This is a genomic window from Roseobacter sp., from assembly GCF_039970775.1.
Taxonomy (GTDB): domain Bacteria; phylum Pseudomonadota; class Alphaproteobacteria; order Rhodobacterales; family Rhodobacteraceae; genus Roseobacter.
In genome coordinates this window covers 73,539-96,846 of sequence record NZ_JBDVLG010000052.1, presented here as the reverse complement: position 1 = coordinate 96,846, position 23,308 = coordinate 73,539, and the positions used below count along the sequence as shown (strand labels likewise).

20 protein-coding genes are annotated in these 23,308 nt (G+C 60.3%); 9 read left to right on the top strand and 11 right to left on the bottom strand.

Going from position 1 to position 23,308, the window contains the following annotated elements; all coding sequences use genetic code 11:
• Positions 1-3: 3 nt before the first annotated feature.
• The 4 genes from ABJH13_RS14280 to ABJH13_RS14265 form a co-directional block, all read right to left on the bottom strand.
• Entirely contained in the window at positions 4-372 is a 369-nt protein-coding gene (locus ABJH13_RS14280; RefSeq protein WP_348406892.1) for a hypothetical protein, read from the bottom strand.
• Between the two features lie 16 nt (positions 373-388).
• The gene (locus ABJH13_RS14275; RefSeq protein WP_348406891.1) at positions 389-1,552 is read right to left on the bottom strand and encodes an acyl-CoA dehydrogenase family protein; all 1,164 of its coding nucleotides are present in this window, start codon (positions 1,550-1,552) and stop codon (positions 389-391) included.
• A gap of 77 nt (positions 1,553-1,629) precedes the next feature.
• Positions 1,630-2,838, bottom strand: a complete 1,209-nt coding sequence (locus tag ABJH13_RS14270) for a DegT/DnrJ/EryC1/StrS family aminotransferase (RefSeq protein ID WP_348406890.1) — start codon at positions 2,836-2,838, stop codon at positions 1,630-1,632.
• A gap of 48 nt (positions 2,839-2,886) precedes the next feature.
• Positions 2,887-3,552 (bottom strand): HAD-IA family hydrolase, encoded by a 666-nt coding sequence (locus tag ABJH13_RS14265; RefSeq protein ID WP_348406889.1) that lies wholly within the window; start codon positions 3,550-3,552, stop codon positions 2,887-2,889.
• A gap of 140 nt (positions 3,553-3,692) precedes the next feature.
• On the opposite strand from ABJH13_RS14265, the gene glmU reads away from it, so the two are divergent.
• The 3 genes from glmU (at position 3,693) to ABJH13_RS14250 (ending at position 7,930) form a co-directional block, all read left to right on the top strand.
• Positions 3,693-5,045, top strand: coding sequence for a bifunctional UDP-N-acetylglucosamine diphosphorylase/glucosamine-1-phosphate N-acetyltransferase GlmU (gene glmU / locus ABJH13_RS14260; protein WP_348406888.1), 1,353 nt, complete (start codon positions 3,693-3,695; stop codon positions 5,043-5,045).
• Between the two features lie 2 nt (positions 5,046-5,047).
• Positions 5,048-6,868, top strand: coding sequence for a glutamine--fructose-6-phosphate transaminase (isomerizing) (gene glmS / locus ABJH13_RS14255; RefSeq protein ID WP_348406887.1), 1,821 nt, complete (start codon positions 5,048-5,050; stop codon positions 6,866-6,868).
• Between the two features lie 156 nt (positions 6,869-7,024).
• Entirely contained in the window at positions 7,025-7,930 is a 906-nt protein-coding gene (locus tag ABJH13_RS14250) for a DMT family transporter (RefSeq protein WP_348406886.1), read from the top strand.
• 46 nt (positions 7,931-7,976) lie between these two features.
• Here the strand turns inward: ABJH13_RS14250 and ABJH13_RS14245 are convergent, their stop codons facing one another.
• The 3 genes from ABJH13_RS14245 to ABJH13_RS14235 form a co-directional block, all read right to left on the bottom strand.
• Positions 7,977-8,939, bottom strand: a complete 963-nt coding sequence (locus ABJH13_RS14245; RefSeq protein WP_348406885.1) for a YHYH protein — start codon at positions 8,937-8,939, stop codon at positions 7,977-7,979.
• Positions 8,940-8,959: 20 nt separating this feature from the next.
• Positions 8,960-9,601: a PEBP family protein gene (locus tag ABJH13_RS14240; protein ID WP_348406884.1), complete on the bottom strand. Its 642-nt coding sequence runs from the start codon at positions 9,599-9,601 to the stop codon at positions 8,960-8,962.
• 147 nt (positions 9,602-9,748) lie between these two features.
• Positions 9,749-9,913, bottom strand: coding sequence for a hypothetical protein (locus ABJH13_RS14235; RefSeq protein WP_348406883.1), 165 nt, complete (start codon positions 9,911-9,913; stop codon positions 9,749-9,751).
• Between the two features lie 63 nt (positions 9,914-9,976).
• On the opposite strand from ABJH13_RS14235, the gene moaA reads away from it, so the two are divergent.
• Genes moaA through ABJH13_RS14220 form a run of 3 tightly spaced genes read left to right on the top strand, consistent with a single transcriptional unit; the run spans position 9,977 to position 13,358 of the window.
• Positions 9,977-10,984, top strand: a complete 1,008-nt coding sequence (gene moaA / locus ABJH13_RS14230; protein WP_348406882.1) for a GTP 3',8-cyclase MoaA — start codon at positions 9,977-9,979, stop codon at positions 10,982-10,984.
• Positions 10,985-10,992: 8 nt separating this feature from the next.
• Positions 10,993-12,291, top strand: coding sequence for a 3-deoxy-D-manno-octulosonic acid transferase (locus ABJH13_RS14225; RefSeq protein ID WP_348406881.1), 1,299 nt, complete (start codon positions 10,993-10,995; stop codon positions 12,289-12,291).
• Complete coding sequence (locus ABJH13_RS14220) at positions 12,288-13,358, top strand: glycosyltransferase family 4 protein (protein WP_348406880.1); 1,071 nt, start codon at positions 12,288-12,290, stop codon at positions 13,356-13,358. Before ABJH13_RS14225 ends, ABJH13_RS14220 begins: the two co-directional genes overlap by 4 nt.
• A 3-nt stretch (positions 13,359-13,361) precedes the next feature.
• On the opposite strand, the gene ABJH13_RS14215 is transcribed toward ABJH13_RS14220, so the two are convergent.
• The 4 genes from ABJH13_RS14215 to ABJH13_RS14200 form a co-directional block, all read right to left on the bottom strand.
• Entirely contained in the window at positions 13,362-14,525 is a 1,164-nt protein-coding gene (locus tag ABJH13_RS14215) for a M20 aminoacylase family protein (RefSeq protein WP_348406879.1), read from the bottom strand.
• A gap of 167 nt (positions 14,526-14,692) precedes the next feature.
• Positions 14,693-16,039 (bottom strand): FAD-binding oxidoreductase, encoded by a 1,347-nt coding sequence (locus ABJH13_RS14210; RefSeq protein WP_348406878.1) that lies wholly within the window; start codon positions 16,037-16,039, stop codon positions 14,693-14,695.
• Positions 16,040-16,088: 49 nt separating this feature from the next.
• Positions 16,089-17,252: an acetylornithine deacetylase gene (gene argE / locus ABJH13_RS14205; RefSeq protein ID WP_348406877.1), complete on the bottom strand. Its 1,164-nt coding sequence runs from the start codon at positions 17,250-17,252 to the stop codon at positions 16,089-16,091.
• Entirely contained in the window at positions 17,252-19,171 is a 1,920-nt protein-coding gene (locus ABJH13_RS14200) for an ABC transporter ATP-binding protein (RefSeq protein WP_348406876.1), read from the bottom strand. Before ABJH13_RS14200 ends, argE begins: the two co-directional genes overlap by 1 nt.
• A 276-nt stretch (positions 19,172-19,447) precedes the next feature.
• Between ABJH13_RS14200 and ABJH13_RS14195 the strand changes: the two genes are divergently transcribed.
• The 3 genes from ABJH13_RS14195 to ABJH13_RS14185 all read left to right on the top strand — a co-directional run bounded on the left by ABJH13_RS14195 (position 19,448) and on the right by ABJH13_RS14185 (position 23,254).
• Positions 19,448-21,178, top strand: coding sequence for a peptide ABC transporter substrate-binding protein (locus tag ABJH13_RS14195; RefSeq protein WP_348406875.1), 1,731 nt, complete (start codon positions 19,448-19,450; stop codon positions 21,176-21,178).
• A gap of 98 nt (positions 21,179-21,276) precedes the next feature.
• Positions 21,277-22,284 carry an ABC transporter permease gene (locus ABJH13_RS14190; protein ID WP_348406874.1) on the top strand — a complete coding sequence of 336 codons (1,008 nt, stop codon included), beginning with the start codon at positions 21,277-21,279 and terminating at the stop codon, positions 22,282-22,284.
• On the top strand, positions 22,277-23,254 hold the full coding sequence (locus ABJH13_RS14185) for an ABC transporter permease (RefSeq protein WP_348406873.1): 978 nt from the start codon (positions 22,277-22,279) through the stop codon (positions 23,252-23,254). Before ABJH13_RS14190 ends, ABJH13_RS14185 begins: the two co-directional genes overlap by 8 nt.
• Positions 23,255-23,308 lie beyond the last annotated feature (54 nt).

Here is a 23,308-nt window from a genome sequence, read left to right as displayed (position 1 = left end):
TATTCATATTTTCGGTCGGCTGGCACCGCTGCCCGGCGCGACGCCCTCAGACAAAGGGCTGCTGCTAAATTCAAGGCCGCCAAAGCGATTGACGTAGTATTCGTAATGTCTGCGCGCATCGAAGTGGCTTGGGCCGCAGCTTACAACAATCCAAATGCCGTGGGTCTTGCCCGGATAAGCCACGCAGTCGGTGGGTTTTGCGCCCTGCCCGATTTCATCATGCGCGCGGTCTTCAAGATATCGCGCAGCGTATGTGTTGATCACGTCAGTCTCCGTCGTGAAGGCCGCGATCCACCCCATGCGAAACCAAAACAACGCGCAGCACAGCGTCACCACCCCAAACGGCACCCACCATAGCCACCGTGGCATCATGCCGAATGTGCCACTGTCACACCATCGCCCCCATCATTTCGCGGCCCACCAACATGCGGCGGATCTCGGAGGTGCCTGCGCCGATCTCCATCAGCTTGGCATCACGGAACAAACGCGCGACGGGGCTGTCATTGAGGAAACCCGCGCCGCCCATGGCTTGCACCGCTTGGTGGGCCTGTTTCATCGCCTCCTCCGAGGCATAAAGACAACACGCCGCTGCATCTTGGCGGGTGACATCCCCCCGGTCGCAGGCCTTGGCGACCTCGTAGACATAGGCGCGCGCAGAATTCATCGCCGTGTACATATCGGCGATTTTGCCCCGCATCAGTTGGAAGTTCCCGATCGGTTGGCCGAACTGCTTGCGGGTCGCCAGATAGGGCATGATCGCATCCAGACAGGCCGCCATGATGCCCGTACCGATGCCCGCCAAAACCACGCGTTCGTAATCGAGGCCCGACATCAACACCGCAACACCGCGCCCTTCGTCGCCCAGTACGTTTTCAAACGGCACCTCGACGTCGTCAAAGATCAGCTCGGCTGTGTTGGAGCCGCGCATGCCCAGCTTGTCAAAATGCGGGCTGGTTGAGAACCCGACCATGTCTTTTTCGATGATAAAGGCGGTTATGCCTTTGCTGCCCGCATCCGGGTCCGTTTTGGCATAGACCACCAAGGTATCCGCGTCGGGGCCGTTGGTGATCCAGTATTTCGTACCGTTCAGGCGGTAGTGATCGTTGCGTTTTTCGGCACGTAGCTGCATCGACACCACGTCTGACCCGGCGCCCGCCTCGGACATCGCCAACGCGCCCACATGGGTGCCCGCAATCAGCCCCGGCAGGTATTTTTGCCGTTGCGCGGCGGTGCCATTCAGTTTGATCTGATTGACGCACAGATTGGAATGCGCCCCATAGGACAACGACACAGACGCGCTGGCCCGCGCGATTTCTTCGATGGCAACGGTATGCGCCAGATAGGACATGCCCGCGCCCCCATCGTCTTGCGGCACCGTGATCCCCAACAGGCCCAGTTCGCCCATCTCGGTCCATAGGTCGGCGGGAAATGCGTTTGTCGCATCGATCTCAGCGGCCATTGGGGCCACGCGGTCTTGAGCCCAGCGGTGCACCATATCGCGCAACGCGTTCACGTCTTCGCCCAGATCGAACGCCATGGTTGCCATGAACATCGTCCTGACCTCCCCTCAGAATTTAATGAACACCTGTTCATTAATGTCACGGCAGGTCAGATCGGTCAAGCGTGGTGCTATTGGGCGGCGGTGGTCCGTTGTTGATAGACCGCACCCACCTCGACACGGATGATCCGCGCGATCAGGTCGCAATCGTCCAATGAAAACGTCAAAGGCACCCGCATATCCAAGATGCCCGCAAGCACCCGGTCAGACGCGGGCATCGGGTCGGATTGCGCATAGCGCCAACTGTCATAGCGGCTGGTAAAGCCCACGGGTTCTGCCCCGCCGAACCATTTTAGTTCTACTCCACGGGCCGCGCAGCGCGCCACCACCGCCTGAACATCCGCCGTGGCCCAATCCAACAACAGCACCTGAATGGACGAGCCCACGATGGTTTCGGCCTCGGGGCGTTCCACGATGGTCAGACCCGGCGTGCCGCGCAGACCCGCCTCAAGCTGCCGGTAGCGTGCGTTCCAACGGGCGCATTGCGCGGCCAAATCTGCCACCTGCGGGCGCAGGATCGCGGCGCGCAGGTTGTCCATGCGGCCCGATATATTGGGCGTTTCATAGCGGATGGTTTCAAACGCCTCTTTGGGGGGCGCGGCCAGATGCCGTTCGTACATCATGTAGGACCCCGACATCATCACCGCCCGCGCGGCGACATCGGCGTCATCAGTGACCAGAAACCCGCCCTCGCCGGAATTTACGTGTTTATAGGTCTGGCACGAATAGCACCCCACCCGCCCATGCCGCCCGGAAGGCGTGCCATTCCACGCGGCCCCCATGGTGTGGGCGCAGTCCTCAACCACCACCACACCCGCCGCATCGCAGATCGCCATCAACGCATCCATATCGCACAGGTGCCCGCGCATATGGCTGAGCAATAGCACCTTGGCGTGGCCGATCTTGGCGCGCAGATCCTCCAAATCGATGGTCAAGGCTTCGGTCACACCTACGAAAATTGGCACACCCCCGACGGCCGCAACGGCCCCCGGCACCGGCGCCAGCGTAAAGGCATTGGTCAGCACCGTATCACCGGGTGTGACGCCAACCGCACGCAGGGCCGTGGCCATCGCATAGCCGCCTGACGCCACAGCCAGACAATATGGTGCATCTACGGTCGCGGCGAATTCCTGTTCCAGCAAGGCGGTTTCGCTAAGTTCGTCCGCGTCGGTGTTATAGCGGTGCAACCGCCCGTGCCGCATGATCGCGATGGCGGCCTCTATGCCTGCTTCGGGAATGGGGTCTTGTTGCGTAAAACTGCCTTTGAAACTCTCGGTCATGGTGCACCCTTGTTGTCGCGGCGACCTTGCAGGGGGTCGCCTGTACGGTCAAGCCAACAGACGGTCTACCACGGCGGGTAAATCCGTGTAATTATGCAACAACGCGTCTGGGCTCAACGCCGCCATATCGCCGCCCGCAGGCCCAAAGGTCACCAAAACACACGGCACCCCGGCCGCGCGCGCGGTATTGCGGTCGGTATCGGAATCGCCAATCAACGCGCATTTTGCAGGGTCGCCCCCGGCGCGGCGCGCGGCTTCAAACAAGGGCTCTGGGTCGGGCTTGCGCACGGGCAACGTATCGGCCCCCACCAGTGACGCAAACGCATCCCGCACGCCCAGATTGCGCAACAACGTCTCGGCCAGACCTTCGGGCTTGTTGGTGCAAATGCCCACACCGTACCCGGCTGTTTTCAACTCTTCGACCGCCGCCATAGCGCCGGGATACATCACCGTATGCACGTCAATGGCACCGGCGTAGGCTTCTAGCAGCACGGGGTAATATTGGTCAATCGCGGCCGCATCATCGCCGCGCCCCAACCGCGTCAGCCCCAGCGTCAGCATTGCGCGCCCACCGCGCAGCGCTGTGCCTGCGTCTTGCGCGGGGTCCAACACATCGCCCGCCCCCATATCCCGGAAACACTGGTTGGCCGCCGCGATCAGATCACCGCTGGTGTCGGCCAACGTCCCATCCAGATCAAAGATCACCGTTTTCATCGCAGCACCCCTCGGTATGGTTTTCGGCGGCAGATCGCGCACCCATGTTGCAACACGCAACCTTCTTTGATGGGCCCAACGCTTGCGCCGCTGCGTCAGAGCGATAAAGAGGTGCATAGCAGAACACAAAGAGAAACGTCATGAACACCGCATTGGTCATCCTCGCCGCAGGCAAAGGCACCCGGATGAATTCGGACCTGCCCAAGGTTCTTCACCCGCTTGGCGGCGCACCGCTGTTGGCGCATGCTATGCGCGCCGGGGCCAGCCTGGCGCCCGAAAAAACCGTGATCGTGGCAGGGCATGGCGCCGACCTTGTGCGCGCCGCAGCGCAGGATCACGACGAGACCGCGCAGGTCGTTGAACAAACCGAACAATTGGGCACCGCCCATGCCGCAGGTCAGGCCCGCGGCGCCCTGGCGGGGTTTGACGGCACGGTGGTTGTGCTCTTTGGGGATACGCCCTTTGTGCAGCCCGAAACCCTAGAGGCCATGATCACCGCGCAGGCCGACCATGATGTGGTGGTATTGGGTTTCACCGCCGCCGATCCCGGACGTTATGGGCGGTTGGTGATGCAGGGCGACACCCTCGAACGGATCGTTGAATTTAAAGACGCCACCCCAGACGAACGCGCCATTTCGCTGTGCAACAGCGGGGTGGTCGCATGCAACGCAGGCCTACTGTTTGACCTGATCAACGCCGTGGGCAACGACAACGCATCTGGCGAATACTACCTGACAGATATCATCGCGCTGGCCCGCGCGGATGGGCGCCGCGCAACCGTTGTCACCTGTGACGAAAGCGAAACATTGGGCATCAACACCCGCGCCGAATTGGCCAGCGCCGAGGCAGCATTTCAGGGGCGCGCGCGGGCACAGGCCTTTGACGATGGCGTGACGATGCCAGCCCCCGGCACGGTGCACTTCGCCTTTGATACGGTGATCGGGCGCGACACGATTGTGGAGCCCAACGTGGTGTTTGGCCCCGGTGTGACAGTGGAAACCGGTGCAACGATCCGGGCGTTTTCGCACCTCGAAGGCTGCCATGTGGCGCGCGGTGCGATCATCGGGCCCTATGCCCGCCTGCGCCCCGGTGCTGAACTAAGCGAGAACACCCGTGTTGGCAATTTCGTCGAAATCAAGAACGCACAAATCGGCGAAGGCACCAAGGTCAACCACCTAAGCTATATCGGCGATGCCACCCTGGGCGCGCGCACCAACATCGGCGCAGGCACCATCACGTGCAACTATGACGGCGTGCTCAAACACCATACCGACATCGGCGATGACGTCTTTATCGGGTCCAACACAATGCTGGTGGCCCCTGTGCACATCGGAGACCGCGCGCTGACAGGCAGCGGGTCGGTCATCACCTCCGATGTGGACCCCGACGCGTTGGCCATCGCCCGCGCGCCCCAAGTCGAAAAACCGGGCATGGCGACAAAGCTCCGGACGATCCTAAAGGCCAAAAAGGCCAAACTCCAAAGAGGCAGTTGATCATGTGTGGAATTGTAGGTGTGCTGGGCGGCCACGAGGCTGCGCCGATCCTTGTTGAGGCGCTCAAACGGCTCGAATATCGCGGCTATGACAGTGCGGGCATCGCCACCGTCGAAGATGGCATTCTGGATCGCCGCCGCGCGGTAGGCAAACTGGTGAACCTGTCGGATCTGCTGGTACATGAACCACTTACGGGCAAATCCGGCATCGGGCACACTCGCTGGGCCACCCATGGCGCGCCCACCGTGAAAAACGCGCACCCCCATCAGGCCGGGCGCGTCGCGGTGGTGCACAATGGTATCATCGAGAATTTCCGCGAATTGCGCACCGAACTGGCCGACCATGGCGTCACCTTTGTGACCCAAACCGACACAGAAACCGTGGCCCTGTTGGCCGAACATTACATGACCGAAGGCCACGGCCCCGTTGAGGCCGCTAAGATGACCTTGGGCCGGTTGCAGGGGGCCTTTGCATTGGCGTTTTTGTTTTCTGGCCAAGACGATCTGATCGTGGCTGCGCGCAAAGGGTCGCCGCTGGCGATTGGTCACGGCGACGGCGAAATGTTCGTGGGCTCGGACGCCATTGCCCTGTCGCCGCTGACCGACCGGATCAGTTATCTGGAGGAAGGCGATTGCGCCGTGGTGACCCGCGCAGGTGCCGAGATACGCGACCACAACGGGGCGCTGGCCAATCGCGCGGTCAAGACCATACAGATCAGCGACACCCTGATCGACAAGGGCGGCCACAAGCATTTCATGGCCAAAGAAATCGCCGAACAGCCTACCGTGATCGGCCAGGCCTTGGGCAACTACCTTGATCACGATGGCAATATCCACCTGCCCGACCCCGGCATTGATTTCGCCAAGGTCGACCGCCTGACCATGGTCGCCTGCGGCACCGCCTCTTACGCCTGTCTGACCGCCAAATACTGGTTTGAACAGATCGCGCGCCTGCCCGTCGATGTAGATGTCGCGTCAGAATTTCGCTACCGCGAACCGCCCATCCCCAAAGGCACCACCGCGTTGTTTGTCAGCCAATCGGGCGAAACAGCCGACACCTTGGCAGCGTTGCGGTATTGCGAGGGCAAGGCCCAGAAAATCGTGTCTGTGGTCAATGTGCCCGAAAGCTCTATCGCGCGGGACAGTGATTTGGTGTTGCCGATCCATGCGGGGGTTGAGGTCGGCGTGGCCTCGACCAAGGCGTTCACCTGCCAGCTGACGGTGCTGTTTATTCTGGCGCTCAAGGCTGCGCAGGACCGCGGCGAAATGGACGCCGATACCTTGGCTGACCACCTGTCCGCCCTGCGCAGCCTGCCCAGCGTGATCGCCACTGCGCTGGACGCCAACCCAAAGATGCAACAGGCCGCGTTGCACTTGGCCGAAGCTCGCGATGTTTTGTTTTTGGGGCGCGGGTTGATGTATCCACTGGCCCATGAGGGCGCGCTAAAATTAAAAGAAATCAGCTATATACACGCCGAAGCTTACGCGTCAGGTGAACTAAAGCACGGCCCCATCGCGCTGGTCGATAAATCCGTGCCCGTTGTGGTGATGGCCCCACGCGACGCGCTGTTTGATAAGACCGTCAGCAACATGCAAGAGGTCATGGCGCGCAAGGGTCAGGTCATTCTGATCTCGGACAGGCAGGGCCTAGAAGAAGCCGGTGAAGGCGCCTTTGCCACCATCGAGCTGCCCAGCGTGCCCGATGCCCTAACGCCGATCTTATACGCGATCCCCGCGCAACTGCTGGCCTATCACACGGCCGTTGCCAAAGGCACCGACGTGGATCAGCCGCGCAATCTGGCGAAATCCGTAACCGTGGAATAATGCCGCGCGCGGGCCGTCAGCGCCGGCGCGGCACATGGTGGCGAGGCTATGCGTAAAAACCCGTGGCCAAGACTGGTATCCGCACCCATAAAATCGCATTAGGGCGTGGGGTGCCCTACCGCCCCACACGATTGCCCCAAATCTCGAAAGCCCCTCATGGAACTTTGGATCTCCATCACCATCGGTGCTGCGTTCTTGCAAAACCTGCGGTCCTCACTGCAAAAGCACCTTAAGGGTGTGATGGGCACAACCGGCGCGACCTTTGTGCGGTTTGGGTTCGGGGTGCCTTTTGCGGCCCTCTATTGGGCGATCCTGATCTGGGGGTTTGGTTTTGATCTGCCAACGCTCACCGGCCGGTTTGCCATCTGGATGGTCATCGGCGCACTTGCACAAATCGCGGCGACCTTTCTACTGGTGCACCTGTTTTCCCTGCGCAATTTCGCCGTGGGCAATGCGTATTCGCGCACCGAACCAATGCAGACGGCGATATTCGCCTTTGTCCTATTTGGGGCCAGTTTCAGCGCGGGCGCCATCCTTGCGATTGTCATTGCCGTCATGGGGGTGATGCTTATATCGGTCGCCCAATCTAAGATCACACCGCGGTCGCTGATCACGTCTGTGTTTAGCAAAACCGCGTTGACTGGCCTTGCGGCGGGCACATTGTTTGGCCTCGCCGCCATTGGGTTTCAGACCGCCGCGCGCAGTGTTGTGTCGGACGCATTTGTCGTACAAGCGGCCACCACATTGTTGATTGGCATTACCTTCCAGACGGTCTTTATGCTCAGCTATATGGTCTGCAAAGATCGCGCCGAAATCGCCCGTATCCGCGTGGCGTGGAAGCCCGCGCTGCTGGTTGGGTTTGTCGGTGCCACAGCGACGTTTGGGTGGTTCACCGCCTTCACACTGCAACAGGCCGCCTTGGTTAAAGTGCTGGCACAGGTCGAGATGATTTTTAGCTTTGGCTCAAGCATCCTTATCTTCAAAGAGACCATAAACCGGGTCGAAATTCTGGGGTGCGCGCTGATTGTTGGCAGTATCATGTGCTTGGTCTGGCTGGGCTGACCCACAGGTCTGCGGTTTGGCGGTGCGGCCCGTGACCACCGCCTGCCTAACGACAAAATTCGCCGGTTTTTAGCGCCCCAGCATTGGTTACCGTTTGTGTTGTGAACATGTAGCACCCTTTGGTGCCCGTCGGTTGGTAGCGGATAAAATAATCCTTGCCGTGATAGGTATAATCCATGCTCCGCGCGCCGCCCCTGGTCTGGGTAAAGACGAGGTTCTCGACACCACCCTGCGGCGGACGGCCCGGTGCGGCGCCACCCCCCGCAGCCGCCGAAAGCGGGCGCACACGCGGCAATGCGTCAAAATCGGGCACCTCCCCCATGAGGCATTGCACGATGTAGGGGGCCTCGGGTGACGTGTGATATCGGTAGCCAAACCTGTCGTCGGGCTGGCCATTGCACACATCCAAAACCCCCTCTGCAATCACCGACCCATCGGGGTTTGCACTGCCGTAAATCGGAAACCCGTCAAACGCCCACCCGATAATGGCATCATCGCCCGCATTGGCCATCTGCGCGATCATACACACGGGTTCAGCGTGATAATGATAGTCATCGCCCCGCCCCGCATGACCACCGCAAACATCCAGTTGCCGGGTAATGACCGTGTCATGTTGGGCCTGATGGTGGGCAAGGTCGGCTTGGCTCATCTCGCCGCCACCTGTGTAATCGTAGATAGGCACACCGTTCACAGCAACCCCCAAGGCGGCATCGCGGGTCAGCGGCGTGGCCCCAAGGGTCGGGGCCAACAGAACCGGCGCGCCATATTCTGCGGGAACAGGCACCTGTTCGTTTGTGCCGACAATCCCCGTCATCATGTCGTGGTTGGGGTAGGCGTCTGAGGTCAGTGTCGCGTGGTCATCCGTGCAAGTCACCGTGACGTCCCCCCCAAACCCCGCCTCAGCGACCGACCTTACAACCGCATCGCAATGGTCCTCGTGCGCCGTAACAAGCGTCGGGAAAAACATCGCCGAAAACGTGGCAATCGCGATGGGTTTTGGACAGATCATAGTCAGATTCTCCTATGGGGTTATTCGACCATCAGCCGGCACAACACCGTATTGCTTTGTTCCAGATCCGGGCCCCAGATCAGCTCGGCGTTATGCGCCCATGTGATGTCGTCGTACCCATCCTTGGGGCCCACGTCGCGTTCGGAATACACAGCGGCCTGTGGCCAATCAGAGGCATCAAACCCCGCCTGATCCCAACCGTCCGGTTCTTCGGAGGCCTCGAACGTGCAAGCGCCTTCGCCCGCAACAGGGTTGGATGACCCTTCGCAGGATTTATCGAGCGGTGCGGAATGGATCACCAGACACTGCCAGCCCGCGTTGCTGACCGCCGCAAGGGCGCCCGCCTGATCCCGGATCTGCAAGATCACACCGCCATCGCCCATCTGTTGACGGCGCGACCCGATGTATTCCAACCCGGTGTCGTTTTCCTTGAAATCCTTGGCAACCAGCCCCACCACAAACGGGCGCGTCGCCTCAAAGGTGAAACTTTCGGCATTAAAAGACCGCTCCGTGGTAATGGGCACGCTGTCTTGGGCCACCTGCGTGCCATCAATGCGCATCTCAAACCAGTTGTCGGCCCAAACATCCGCCGAAAACGGCTCTGCGTAAATCGGAACCGCCGATGATGCCAGCAAAGCCAACGTCGTAAGAATAGATTTCATATCGCGTGTCCTCCAACCCTGTGTTGAGCATTATACGCGATCACCGCCGCAATCCGTCGCATGTTTTTTAGTTTGCGCGCCAAGGCGCCCATGATTGTGTCGCAGGGCTGGTCTGCAGCTCTGGCGTATTCGGGTTCAGCAGCCCCCTCACAACCATGAAATGCTGAAAAACTGGGCGCCTATCGCCCGCGCCGTGCAGTATTCCAGCCCCCAAAGCCCGCGCCACACATCGGCATAGGGCGGCGTAATCGCATATATTTTAGGCCCGAACACCCGCCCCAGCCGGTGCATGAATGGCCAAACCATCCGCATTAGAATGCCGCCTATGCCGTTAACCTCTTGCTGCATCTGGCGCAGACCATTACCAATGTCTTTATGAATGCTCCTTTGATCGATCCGTTTGCCCGTGCAATCACCTATCTTCGGGTCTCTGTCACCGACCGCTGTGACTTCCGATGCGTCTATTGCATGTCTGAAAACATGACCTTTTTGCCCAAAAAGGAACTGTTGACCCTAGAAGAGCTTGACCGCCTGTGTTCCACTTTTGTGGGGCTGGGGGTTGAAAAGCTGCGGATCACCGGGGGCGAACCTTTGGTGCGCAAAGGCATCATGACGTTCTTTCAAAGCATGTCGCGCCATCTGGATGCCGGCACCCTAAAAGAGCTGACACTCACCACCAATGGCAGCCAGCTGGAACGCTATGCCAAAGATCTGTATGCCGCCGGTGTGCGGCGGGTGAACGTGTCGCTCGACACGCTGGACGAGACAAAATTCGCGGCTGTCACCCGCTGGGGCCGTTTGCCTCAGGTGTTGCGCGGAATAGACGCCGCGCAGGCTGCGGGCATGCGGGTCAAGCTGAACGCGGTGGCGCTAAAGGGGTTCAACGAACCCGAGCTGCCCACCATAACCGCATGGTGCGCCGAGCGCGGGATCGACCTGACCTGGATTGAAGTGATGCCCATGGGTGATATTGGAAACGAAGACCGGCTGGACCAATATTGGTCCCTTAAAGAGGTGCGCGCGCGATACGGCGAGCATTACACCGTCACCGATTTAGCCGAACGCACCGGCGGGCCTGCGCGGTATGTGCGGCTTGAAGAAACCGGTCAGAAAATCGGGTTCATCACCCCGCTGAGCCATAATTTCTGCGAAAGCTGCAACCGCGTGCGGATCACTTGCACCGGCGAGATTTATTTATGTCTGGGCCAAGAAGATCGCGCCGACCTGCGCACGCCTCTGCGCAACTACCCAGACGACGACACCCCCCTACAAGACGCGATCCACGCGGCCATCGCCCTGAAACCCAAAGGGCATGATTTTGACTATTCGCGCCAGGCGCTCGATGGCCAAATGCCCCGCCACATGAGCCACACAGGCGGCTGACGGAGCGAATGCGCGTTCCGCCGCTCTTTTATGTCTATGTTGCAGCGACGGTCGTTTTGGCCCCTTTCGCCGCCTACTTAGAAATCAAAAAACTACGGCGGCAGGGTGTTTCGGCGTTACGCGCCCATGAAAAGATGGGCCATGCCAGCCAACCCCGATCGGGCAGCGGGCACCTGATATGGTTCCACGCGGCCTCTGTCGGTGAAAGCCTGTCGGTGTTGGCACTGATCGCCAAGATGGGTGAAATGCTGCCGCGTGCCCATTTTCTGATCACCTCCGGCACCGCCACATCGGCGCAATTGGTCTCCAAACGCCTGCCCCCTCGCACGGTGCACCAATTTGCGCCGCTGGACGCACGCGGCCCACTGACACGGTTTCTCAAACACTGGCGCCCAGATGCGGCGATCTTTGTCGAAAGCGAACTGTGGCCGCGGATGCTGCGCATGACCCATGAACGCGGCACCCCTATGGCGCTGGTCAATGCCCGCCTCAGTGCAAAGTCGCGCGCGACATGGGTCCGCTATCCCGCCCTTGCATCCTTTATTCTGGGTGTCTTTGATCTGATCCTGACGCAAAACGACGAAATGGCGCAGGCGATGGTCGATATGCATGCCCCCGTGGACCGTGTGGCGCGGGGCACCAACCTCAAATCGCTCTCGGCGCCGCTGCCCACGGATCCGGCGGTGCTGGCGCAATCGCGCGCGGCACTCAAGGGGCGGCCCGTTTGGGTGGCAGCCTCGACCCATCCCGGCGAAGAAGCCACCGTGCTTGATGCGCACGCTAACCTTCTAGTGTACCACCCTGATCTGGTGTTGATCCTTGTGCCCCGGCATCCGGACCGGCGCGATGAGATTGTCAAACTGATCCGCGCCCGCGAGATGAGCGTTGCGATCCGGTCAGAAGGCTCCCTGCCCCGCAACGGCGAGGCCGTCTATCTGGCCGATACGCTGGGTGAATTGGGCAGTTGGTACGCCCTGACAGACATGGTGTTTCTGGGCGGGTCCTTGCACCCCATCGGCGGGCACAACCCGTTTGAGGTGGTGCAGGCTGGTGCTGTTGCGATATCAGGGCCGCATGTCACCAACTTTGCCGAAACCTTTGCAGACATGCAGGCCAAAGGTGCGGCACAAATCGTCGCGGATACGCGTGCGTTAACAGACGCGGTTGCAACCTTGCTCGACAGCCACGCCGCCAGATTTTCTGCCCATCAGGCCGCCGAAACCGTCGTGCGCGACAAATCCAACGCCCTAAGCCAGATCGCAAGCCGACTGATCCACATGCTGCGCCTAGAAGAAGACCCCCGATGACCCCACCACCCCGTCCCGCCTTGCGCGACATCGACGTGATTGCCCCCAATTTCAAACGTCGGTTGTCCGGCGTCACGGCGACCATTGTGCGGTTGGTGCCGGTGCAATCGGCGCAGATCGCGATTGCCGCAACGGGCCCGGTCTTGCCAGACGACGTGCCTCAGGTTGCGCTGTCGGCGTTGCCGTTTATGTCGCGGCGCGGGCCCTCGGGCTGGCGGGTCTGGCACGCGCGCCGCAATGTCGAAATGATTGGCGGCTTGGTACTTAGGTACCTATTGGGCAAAAAACTACGACTGCTGTTTACCTCTGCATCGCAACGCCAACAAAGCGGGCTGACCCGGTGGCTGATTAGGCGCATGGATGCGGTTGTTGCAACCTCAGACAAAACCGCCCGTTATCTGCAGGTGCCCGCCCAAGTGATCATGCACGGCATTGATATACATACGTTTTCTCCCAGCCTAGACCGCCCGGCGTTGCGCCGCAAACTGGGCGTGGCCGATGATGGGCCGGTGTTGGGATGCTACGGGCGGATCCGCGCGCAAAAGGGCACCGATGCCTATGTAGATGCCATGATCGCGTTGCTGTACAAGCACCCGACGGCCACTGCGCTGGTCATGGGGCGCGCCACCGCCGAACACCGCGCGTTTGAGGACGACCTGCGCGCGCGGATAGACACGGCGGGTCTGTCAGACCGGCTGCGGTTCATGCCCGAAGTCCCCCCCGAGGCGATGGCGGATTGGTACCGTATTTTGGATGTCTACGTGGCCCCGCAACGGTGGGAAGGGTTCGGCCTGACCCCGATCGAGGCAATGGCCTGTGGCTGCCCCGTGGTCGCCACACGTGTCGGCGCATTCGAGGCACTGGTGCGCGACGGCGAAACCGGGCTGTTGGTGGATGCGGATGATGCAGGGGCGCTGGAACGCGCCGCCGATGCGATCCTGTCGGACCCGCAGCGCCTGCAAGATTGGTCTGTCGCGGCGCGCCAGCATGTGGAAGCCCGGTTTTCCATAGAAACCGAAGCCGCCACATTGGTCACGCTTTACCGCGACCTGCTGTCACGACCCTAGGGGTTAGGCCGCGGGCATCCGTTTTTCGACGATCTCGGCCCACCAGCTACAGCCCGCAGGGATCGCATCATCGTTGAAGTTATATTCGGGGTGGTGCACGTCCGCGCTGGCGCCGTTCCCAACCAAAATATACGCGCCGGGCCGTTCTTCGAGCATAAACGCGAAATCCTCACCGCCCATGACCAACGGCGCCTCGTCGCAATCACCCGACACAGATGCGGCCACTTCGGCGGCAAAGGCGGTTTGTTCATCGTGGTTGACCATAACCGGATAGTTGCGCGTGTAATCGACCTTGGCGGTCGCGCCAAAGCTCTCGGCCACGCCGGTCGCCAGTTTTTTCAGGCGTGTTTCGGCCAAATCGCGCACATGCCCTTCTAGGGTGCGCACGGTGCCCTTTAACGTCACACGTTGGGGGATGACATTGAACGCATGGGATGACGTCTCGAACGAGGTCACCGAGACCACGACCTGATCCACCGGATCCGCGTTGCGGCTGGCGATGGTTTGCGCCGCGATCACGATGTGGCTGGCCACAACGGTCGTGTCGATGGTTTCTTGCGGTTTGGCGGCGTGACCGCCCATGCCTTCGACCTCGATCTCAAAGATATCAGTCGCGGCGAAAAACGGACCCGGCCGGATCGCAAAACTGCCCAGTGGGCGCCCGGGCCAGTTGTGCATGCCGTAGACCTCTTGGATGCCAAAGCGGTCCATCATGCCATCTTTGCACATCTCACGACCGCCGCCGCCGCCTTCTTCGGCGGGCTGAAATATCACCACCACAGTGCCGTCAAAATTACGCGTTTCCGCCAGATATTTCGCAGCCCCCAGCAACATCGCCGTGTGCCCATCATGGCCGCACGCGTGCATCGCACCGGGCGTTTTGGAGGCGTATTCCACCCCGGTTTGTTCCAAAATAGGCAGCGCATCCATATCTGCGCGCAGGCCGATCACCTTGCCAGATCCGTTTGCCTTGCCCTTGATGACACCAACAACACCGGTCCGGCCCAGGCCGGTTACGATCTCGTCACAGCCGAAGTCCTTTAGTTTTTCAGCCACCAGCGCAGAGGTGCGGTGCGTATCAAACAGCAGTTCGGGGTGTTCATGTAAATCACGTCGCCAGGCGGTAATTTCATCTTGCAGTTCGGCAAAACGGTTCTTCACAGGCATGAAAGCTCTTTCTTTGAAGTGGCATGGGCCATTGGGGTGACGATATCTGCATCAGCACTACAGCACGGGGGCGGACCCCAAATGCTGGCCGTGTCAGGTATCTGACGGCATATTAACGCGCGCCGCAGGGTCTACAAGACATAGCGGACTGGTTGCACAATATTGCATCACAACCCCGGACCCAAGTCCATAATAGTGCCATCGTTAAACCGATCAAACCGGAACCGCGTCAGGTCGTGCCCCGGCGCCACACCCCGCGCAAGGTCCGCCAAAATACGCCCCATGGCGGGGCCAATGCCAAACCCGTGGCCGCTCATACCGGTGCCCAATGTCAGCCCCGGCAGGGCGGCGATGCGGTCGACCACGGGCACAATATCGGGCATCGTATCTATCATCCCCGCCCAGCTGTGCGACACCGTGATGTCAGGCAGATCTGGGAACAGCGCGGCAAAATCGCGAGTCATTGCGCGCACCTTGGCGGTGTTCGGCGCGGGGTTCAGCACGCGGTGGTGTTCAAATGGGCTGGACGCATCGGCAGACCACCGGCGCGGCGTGCCCCAGGCATCAGGGTAGCCGCGCGGCGCTGCGGGCAACAGCCGTGTGCCCAAGGGGTCGGCCTTGAGTTGGGTCAGGTATTTGGGAAACGCGCGCAGGGCATCCCACCCCAAAAACAGCTCGTTGAACCCACCGGCTGCCAAGGTATAGCCACCATCGGCCCGGCGGCGAAACGCCACCTTACCATCGGCCATCGCACCCGCCGTAACCTCGGGCAATGCGGTGGTTTTGGCGACGGTCGCGCGCACCGACAGCTGGGGCAAGCGCACGCCATGATTGCGCAAGAACAACGCAGACCATGCACCCCCCGCCAACACAACCTGCGGCGCCGTGATGCGCCCTTGTTCAGTCACCACCCCCGCGACGCGCCCCGCCTGAATATCAAGGCACCGTACCGCGCAGTTTTCGACGATCACCGCCCCGTCGCGCGCCGCGATTTCGGCCAACGCGGGCACGGCGACCCAAGGTTCTGCACGCATATCCGATGCGGTGTGCAACGCACCCACATAGGGCGTCGTCGCATTGGGCAGCATATTGCGCGTCTCTTGCGCGCTCAACAGCCGCGTATCCACCCCGTGCGCCTGCGCATTGGGCAGCCACGCCGCATACCGCGCCAATTTGCTTTCGGTTTCGGCCAGATACGTCACGCCGCCCTGCACCAACCCGATATCGCGATTGGTCTGCGCCGCCAGTGCCCGCCAGTGGTCGCGGGCCTCTATCATAATCGGCAACTCGCCGGGATCACGCCCTTGCTGGCGGATCCACCCCCAGTTGCGACTGGATTGTTCGCCCGCGATCCGGCCTTTTTCCAGCACCACCGCCCGCAGACCCGCACGCGCCAGAAACAGCGCCGTACACACGCCAACAACCCCACCGCCAATCACGACCACATCCGCCTGATCTGGCAAAGGGTCCGAGAACTGCACCGGTGTTTGGTCCGATATCGGGAAGGGCATCATGGCCTGTCAGTCACCCCGCCACCAACAGCCATTTGACTGCAGCGACGTTTCATTCCGCCAGCCGCGACAGCAGCTGCCGCATAAACAAGTGCCCCGCGTCAAATTGAGCGATCGTGATGTATTCGTTGGGCTGGTGCGCCTGCGCAATATCGCCGGGCCCGCAGATCACCGCCGAATACCCCGCCTGCTGAAACTGCCCGGCCTCGGTGCCATAGCTGACCACATGGCTGGCGTTGTCGCCGGTGATCGCCCGCACCAGCGGTTCGGCGGTGCCAGTGGGCTCGGGTTGCAAGGGCGGCACATCAAACCGCGGGGTGATTGTGATGCGGGTGTCGGGCACAATCGCCTGCATTTCTGCTTGGACCTCGGCGACACGGGCCCGGTACCGGGCTTCCCAGGTGCGTTTGTCCTCGCCGGGGACAATGCGGAAATCCATCGCAAAGTGGCAATCTTTGGCGGTGATGTTATGCGCCGTGCCCCCGTTGATCACCCCCACATGCACGGTACTAAAGGGCGGATCAAACAGCGCCGCGATATCCGTCGGCTTGGCGGCTTGGTTTTGCGCGTTCATCTGGTTGGCCCAGTCGATCAGCTTGGCCCCGAACATGATCGCATTCACGCCCCGATCCATCAGAGAACTGTGCACCTCGAAACCCTGCACATGCGTGTCATAAGCTGTCCCACCCTTGTGGCCAGACACCGCGCACATGTTGGATGGCTCTCCGACGATCACGGTTGACCCCTTGGGCAACACCGGCTGCATGGCCGCGATCATCGGGGGCGCACCGGTACATCCGATCTCTTCGTCAAAGCTCAGCGCGATTTGCAGCGGGCGTTTGACGCCGCTGTGCTGTGCCTCGACCATGGCCCAAATGGCAAGCGCATCAAACCCCTTCATGTCGCAGGTGCCGCGCCCGTAATAACGGCCGTCACGCGCGACGACCTCATACGGGTCCGTATCCCAGGGCTGGCCATCGACGGGCACAACATCGGTGTGACCCGACAGCACAACCGCGCCTTCCTCCAATGGCCCCACATGCGCAAACAACGCGGCCTTCGGTTGGTCCGGATCCGTGTAGCGATGCGCGGTGATGCCGTGATCCGCCAGATAGCCCTCGACCCAGTCCACCAAGGGCAGGTTGCTATCGCGGCTGACCGTTGGAAACGCCACCAACCGCTGCATGATCTCGAGCGGCGACAAACGTTGGGCCATCAGGACGCGACCCCAGACTGTGCTGTGCCTTGCGCACGCGCAGTGTCGGCGGCTATAACCACGTCGCTGCGGTCATAGCCGCCCCATTCGGTTGCCAGCACTTTATGGCCCGGTTCCACCTCGTGGTACCGCGACGGTTCGGCCTGATGGCTGGCGGGGTGAATGGGCGACGGGATCGGTTTGAAAGTCAAGTCTTTTTCGTCGCGGCGTTGGCGCGGATCAGCGATAGGCACCGCCTTCATCAAGGCCTGCGTATAGGGGTGCTGCGGGTTTTCAAACACCCGATCACGCGGCCCCATTTCGACGATACGGCCCAAATACATCACGCCCACATGGTGGCTAACCCGTTCAACCACAGCCATGTCGTGACTGATAAACAAGAACGACAACCCCAATTCGGCCTGCAATTCCATCATCAGGTTCAGCACCTGCGCCTGCACCGACACATCCAACGCCGAAACGGCCTCATCCGCGATGATCAGCTTGGGGTTCAACGCCAAGGCGCGCGCAATCGCAACCCGTTGGCGTTGCCCACCCGACAATTCGTGCGGGAACCGTCGCATGAAGCTGCGCGGCAATTCCACACGGTCAAACAACATCGCAACCCGGTCGTGCACTGCTTGGCCCTTGAGCGTGCCAAAGTTGTAGATCGGTTCGGCCACCTGATCGCTCAGCTGCATCTGTGGATTGAGCGAGGCAAACGGGTCCTGAAAGATCATCTGCATGTCCAGCCGCGCCTGACGCAACGCCGGTTGATCCAGCGCCATGACATCGGTGCCATCCAGATGAATTTGCCCCGATAGCGGGTCTACCAACCGCAGGATCGACCGGCCCGCAGTCGATTTACCACACCCGCTTTCGCCTACCAACGATAGGGTCTGCCCCTTGTTGAGCGTAAACGAAAGGTCTTCGACCGCGTGGACATTCGCAACCGTACGGCGAAAGAACCCACCCTTGACCGGGAACCGCGTTGTCAGGTTTTGCACGTTCAGCAGTACCTCGTCCGTGCCTGGGATCGGTTTGATTTCAGCACCCGGTTTGCCCAACAGCTTCATCGGTTCGGGGTAGGCCTTGCCGCTCATCTCGCCCAATTTGGGCACAGCGGCCAACAGCGCCTTGGTATAGGGGTGCTGCGGGTTTTCGAAAATCTCGGCGACAGGGCCCTCTTCGACCTTATTGCCACGGAACATCACGACCACACGGTCGGCCATCTGCGCCACCACCGCCATGTCATGGGTGATAAACATCACCGCCGTCCCGGTTTCGCGTTTCAACCGATCCATCAGGGCCAGAATTTCGGCCTGAATGGTCACATCCAACGCGGTTGTTGGTTCGTCCGCGATCAACAAACGTGGTTTGCACGCCAGCGCCATCGCGATCACCACACGCTGCCGCATGCCGCCTGACAATTCGTGAGGGTATTGATCCAACCGGCGTTCGGGCTCGGGAATGCGCACCTCGCGCAGCAGGTCCAACGCCCGCGCGCGCGCCTCGGATTTGCTAAGGTGTTTGTGCAACCGCAACCCTTCGGTCAACTGCCGCCCCACCGTAAACACCGGGTTCAGCGCGGTCATCGGTTCTTGAAAGATCATCCCGATCTCGTTGCCGCGGATCTGCTGCATCAGGTCTGCATCGGTTTGCGCCAGATCGACATCTGCGCCATCGGGCCGGTCAAACCATAGCTCACCACCCGTGATCGCACCGCCGCCGAATTCAACCAACCGCATCAGCGACAACGACGATACCGATTTGCCGGACCCGCTTTCGCCCACCACGCAAACGGTTTCGCCGGGATTTATGTCAAACGACACGTCTTCGACCCCGACAACGGGGCCGTCTTTGGTTTGGAATTCCACACGCAGGCCTTTGAGCCGCGCAATAGGGGCTACCTTGGGTGTTTGGGGGGCTTGGTCTAGCATCGTAGCTCCTGACAATCGATTGATTTGGACGCTATGCCCAAGCGCACATCACTGTCAAACAGACAGCAGCCACAATCGACAAACCGCACAACGACAAGGGTTGCTTTTTCGCCAAAAGCTGCTTCGATGTGCACATGCATTTGCGGGGGGCGAATAATCTAGGTGCACATTCAAGAACGTCTGGCGTCGGTTTGAACCTGTCGATATGCAACACAACATGTGTCGTCTCGAAACGATGCAAAGTCTGGCACACACGTGCCCAACACGGAGTATAACATGAAAATCAGAACCCTTTTAATGGGGGCAATCGCAGCAAGCGCTTTTGTACCGGCCGTTTATGCAGATGGTCATTCGGGCGAACGCGGCCGCGATGGACAGCTTAACATTATCTATTGGCAAGCCCCGTCAACGATGAACCCGTTCTTGTCGGGCGGCACAAAAGAAATCGAAGCGGCCAGCCTTGTTTTGGAATCGCTCGCGCGGTTTGACCAAAACGGCGTGATGGTTCCGTGGTTGGCTGAAGCCATCCCCACGGTCGAAAACGGCGGCGTCTCTGAAGACCTGACCTCTATCACGTGGACGCTCAAAGAAGGCGTGACATGGTCTGATGGCAGCGCGCTGACCGCAGATGATCTGATCTTTACCCACGCCTATTGCACCCACCCCGAAAGCGGCTGCGCGCAGCTGAGCTATTTTGACGGTGTGTCCTCTGTCGAGGCTGCGGGCGAACGTGGCGTCAAGATCACTTTTGATGCGCCAAAACCCTTCCCCTACACGGCGTTTGTCGGTGCGGAATCCCCGATTATCCAAAAGGCACAGTTTGCTGAATGCCTCGGTGCCCGCGCACCAGAATGCACAACGGCCAACTTTGGCCCCATCGGCACCGGCCCCTTCGTGGTCAATGATTTCCGTCCCAATGACGTGATCACGTTCACCGCTAACGACACCTTCCGCGATGCCAGCAAACCTGCCTTTGCCAGCGTCACATTCAAAGGTGGCGGCGATGCCGCAGCGGCTGCGCGTTCTGTTCTGGAAACCGCCGAATTCGACTATGCATGGAACCTGCAACTGGCGCCCGACGTACTATCGCGTATGGAAGAAGCCGGCAAAGGCACCGTCGTTGCAGCCTACGGCACATCCGTAGAACGTCTGCACCTGAACCAAACCAACGCAGATGCCAACCTTGGGCCTGACGACCGTGCGGTTTACAAAGGTGGCGACAACGCCCACCCCTTCCTGACTGACCCAGCCGTTGGTAAAGCCATGTCGATGGCGATCGACCGCGCGCTGATCGTCGAGATCGGTTATGGTGCTGGTGGCCAGCCCACCTGTAACGTTTTGCCCGCGCCCGATCTTTATGCCTCGACAGCGAATGACGCCTGCCTGACGCAAGATCTTGAAGGTGCCAAGGCTGTTCTGGACGCCGCAGGTTGGGTTGACACCAACGGCAACGGCACACGCGACAAAGACGGTGTTGAACTGTCGGTGCTGTACCAAACCTCGACCAACGCCGTCCGTCAGGACACCCAAGCGTTGATCAAAGACTGGTGGAGCCAAATCGGCATCGGGTCTGAGCTGCGCAACATCGATGCGTCAGTGTTCTTTGGCGGTGACCCAGGGTCCCCTGACACGTTCCAAAAGTTCTATGCAGACGTCGAAATGTACACCAACAACTTCGCGGGCGTAGACCCAGAGGCCTATATGACCAGCTGGCTCTGCTCGGACATCCCGTCCCCTGCAACACAGTGGCAAGGCAACAACGTTCAGCGGTTCTGTGACCCAGAATATGACGCTCTGACCAAGAAAATGGCCGTCACGTCCAACCTGGACGAGCGCGGCGCATTGGCCAAGCAGATGAACGACATGATCATGCAAAGCTATTCGATCATTCCACTGGTCCACCGCGGCAACCCATCGGCCTACGTCAACACCCTTGGTGGTGTGAAAATGTCTGACTGGGATAGCGAACTGTGGAACATCGCAGACTGGTACCGCATCAGCAACTGATGCGCGTGCGTGCGGGCGGGGTTTGTCCCCGCCCGTGACACCGGCACACCGTCGCTTCTGCGAAAAACAATAAGACTGCCGTATAAAGGCTCCACCCCATGCTCACATACACGATCCGCAGGTTGGTCCTGTCGATCCCAACGCTGTTGTTTATCAGCTTGGTGATCTTCTTGCTGCTGCAACTGGCCCCCGGCGACCCCATGGCCCAAGTGCCCCTGACCGTCCCCCCCGAAGTCAAACAAAAGATGCGCGAAGCCCTTGGCTTGGGCGAACCAGTCCATGTGCAATACTGGAAATGGTTGGTGCAATTTTTCTGGGTCGAACCCCAGGTCCTGATGGATCATTGGTTTGGCACGTCGTTTTCCGAAGGCAAACTGCGCGTTATCTCTTGGCAAACCAGATCGCCGGTGATGGACATCGTCATCCAGCGTATGCCGCAAACCCTGTGGGTTGTGGGCATGTCCTACATCGTTGGCATTATGATCGCCCTGCCCATCGGTATTTATTCGGCCTACAAACAATATTCGATCTTCGATCAGGCCGGCACCTTTGTGTCGATGATCGGCTTTTCGATCCCGCCGTTCTTTTCGGGTGTTGTGGTGATCGTAGTCTTTTCGGTCAATCTGGGCTGGTTCCCATCGATCTACGACACAACCCACGTCGTCACCGACTGGAACAGCTTTGTGGTGCAACTGAAACAGATGATCATGCCCGTGATGGTTCTGGCGCTGCAAACCACAGCCCAGATCAGCCGGTTCATGCGTGCCTCGATGCTCGACAACCTCAACCAAGACTACGTGCGCACGGCCCGGGCCAAAGGCCTCAAGGAAAGCGTCGTGGTATTGGTGCACGTGCTGCGCAACTCGATGATCCCGATCATCACGGTGATCGCTCTGGGCGTGCCTGCGATCTTTGGCGGCGCGATCATCACCGAAACCCTGTTCAAGGTGAACGGCATCGGCCAGCTGCTGCTGACCGCGCTCTTTGCCAACGATCTGCCGATGGTGATGACACTGACGTTCATCTTTGCCATCCTGATCGTCCTCTTTAACCTCATCGCCGATGTGCTTTACGGCGTGCTCGACCCGAGGATCCGCTATGACTGACCAAAACGTGGATGCCGCACAATACGGGGCGCTCAAGGACAAAGAGCCCCCAAAAGAACCGCGCAGCCAATGGCGCGATGTCTGGGACCAGTTCCGCAAACACAAAGGCGCGCTGTTTGGCGGGGGCTTCTTGCTCTTCGTTACCTTGGCGGTGCTGCTTGGGCCGCTGATCTGGTCGGTGGATGCCAAAGCGCTGGATATCCGCAACAAAGACATGCGGCCCCTCTATACGCTGCTGTGGGATAGCGACGCGCGCACCAGCTGGGCCAAACCGCTTGGCTCTGACAATCTGGGGCGCGATATCCTCGCAACCCTCATCGCAGGCGGTCGCGCGTCTATGGCAGTAGGCTGGATGGCGATGGGCCTTGCCCTGTCCATCGGTACAGCCATCGGCGTCTGTTCGGGCTACTTCCGCCGGCTGGATGGCCCGCTGATGCGCCTGACGGACCTGTTCTTGTCTCTGCCGATCCTGCCCTTGCTGCTGGTGGCCGTGACGCTCTTTCGCCAACCCCTACGTGCGAATTTTGGGCCCGAAACAGGGATGTTCATCCTGATCGTCGGGGTCATCGGCATCACATCGTGGATGCAAACGGCACGGATCGTGCGCGGCGAAGTCTTGGCCCTCAAGGAACGCGAATTCATCCTCGCCGCCCGCTCCATCGGGACAACCCCCTTCGCGATCATCCGGCGCCACCTGCTGCCCAACGTGATCTCACCGATCATGGTCTCGGCCACACTTGGGCTGGCGGCTGCCATCATCACCGAAAGCGCCCTTAGCTTTTTGGGTGTCGGCTTCCCATCGGACTTCCCAACATGGGGCAAACTGCTGTCAGATGCCGTCCCCCGCATGGAAGACTTCCCCGAACGGGTGATGCTACCCGGCATCCTGATCTCGCTCACGGTGCTGTCCGTCAACTACCTCGGTGACGGCCTGCGCGACGCCCTAGATCCACGCATCCGCGGGCGCTAAAAATACGGGACGGCGGGCGGGGCGTCTTTGGCACCGCCCAAAGCGCGTCGTCCC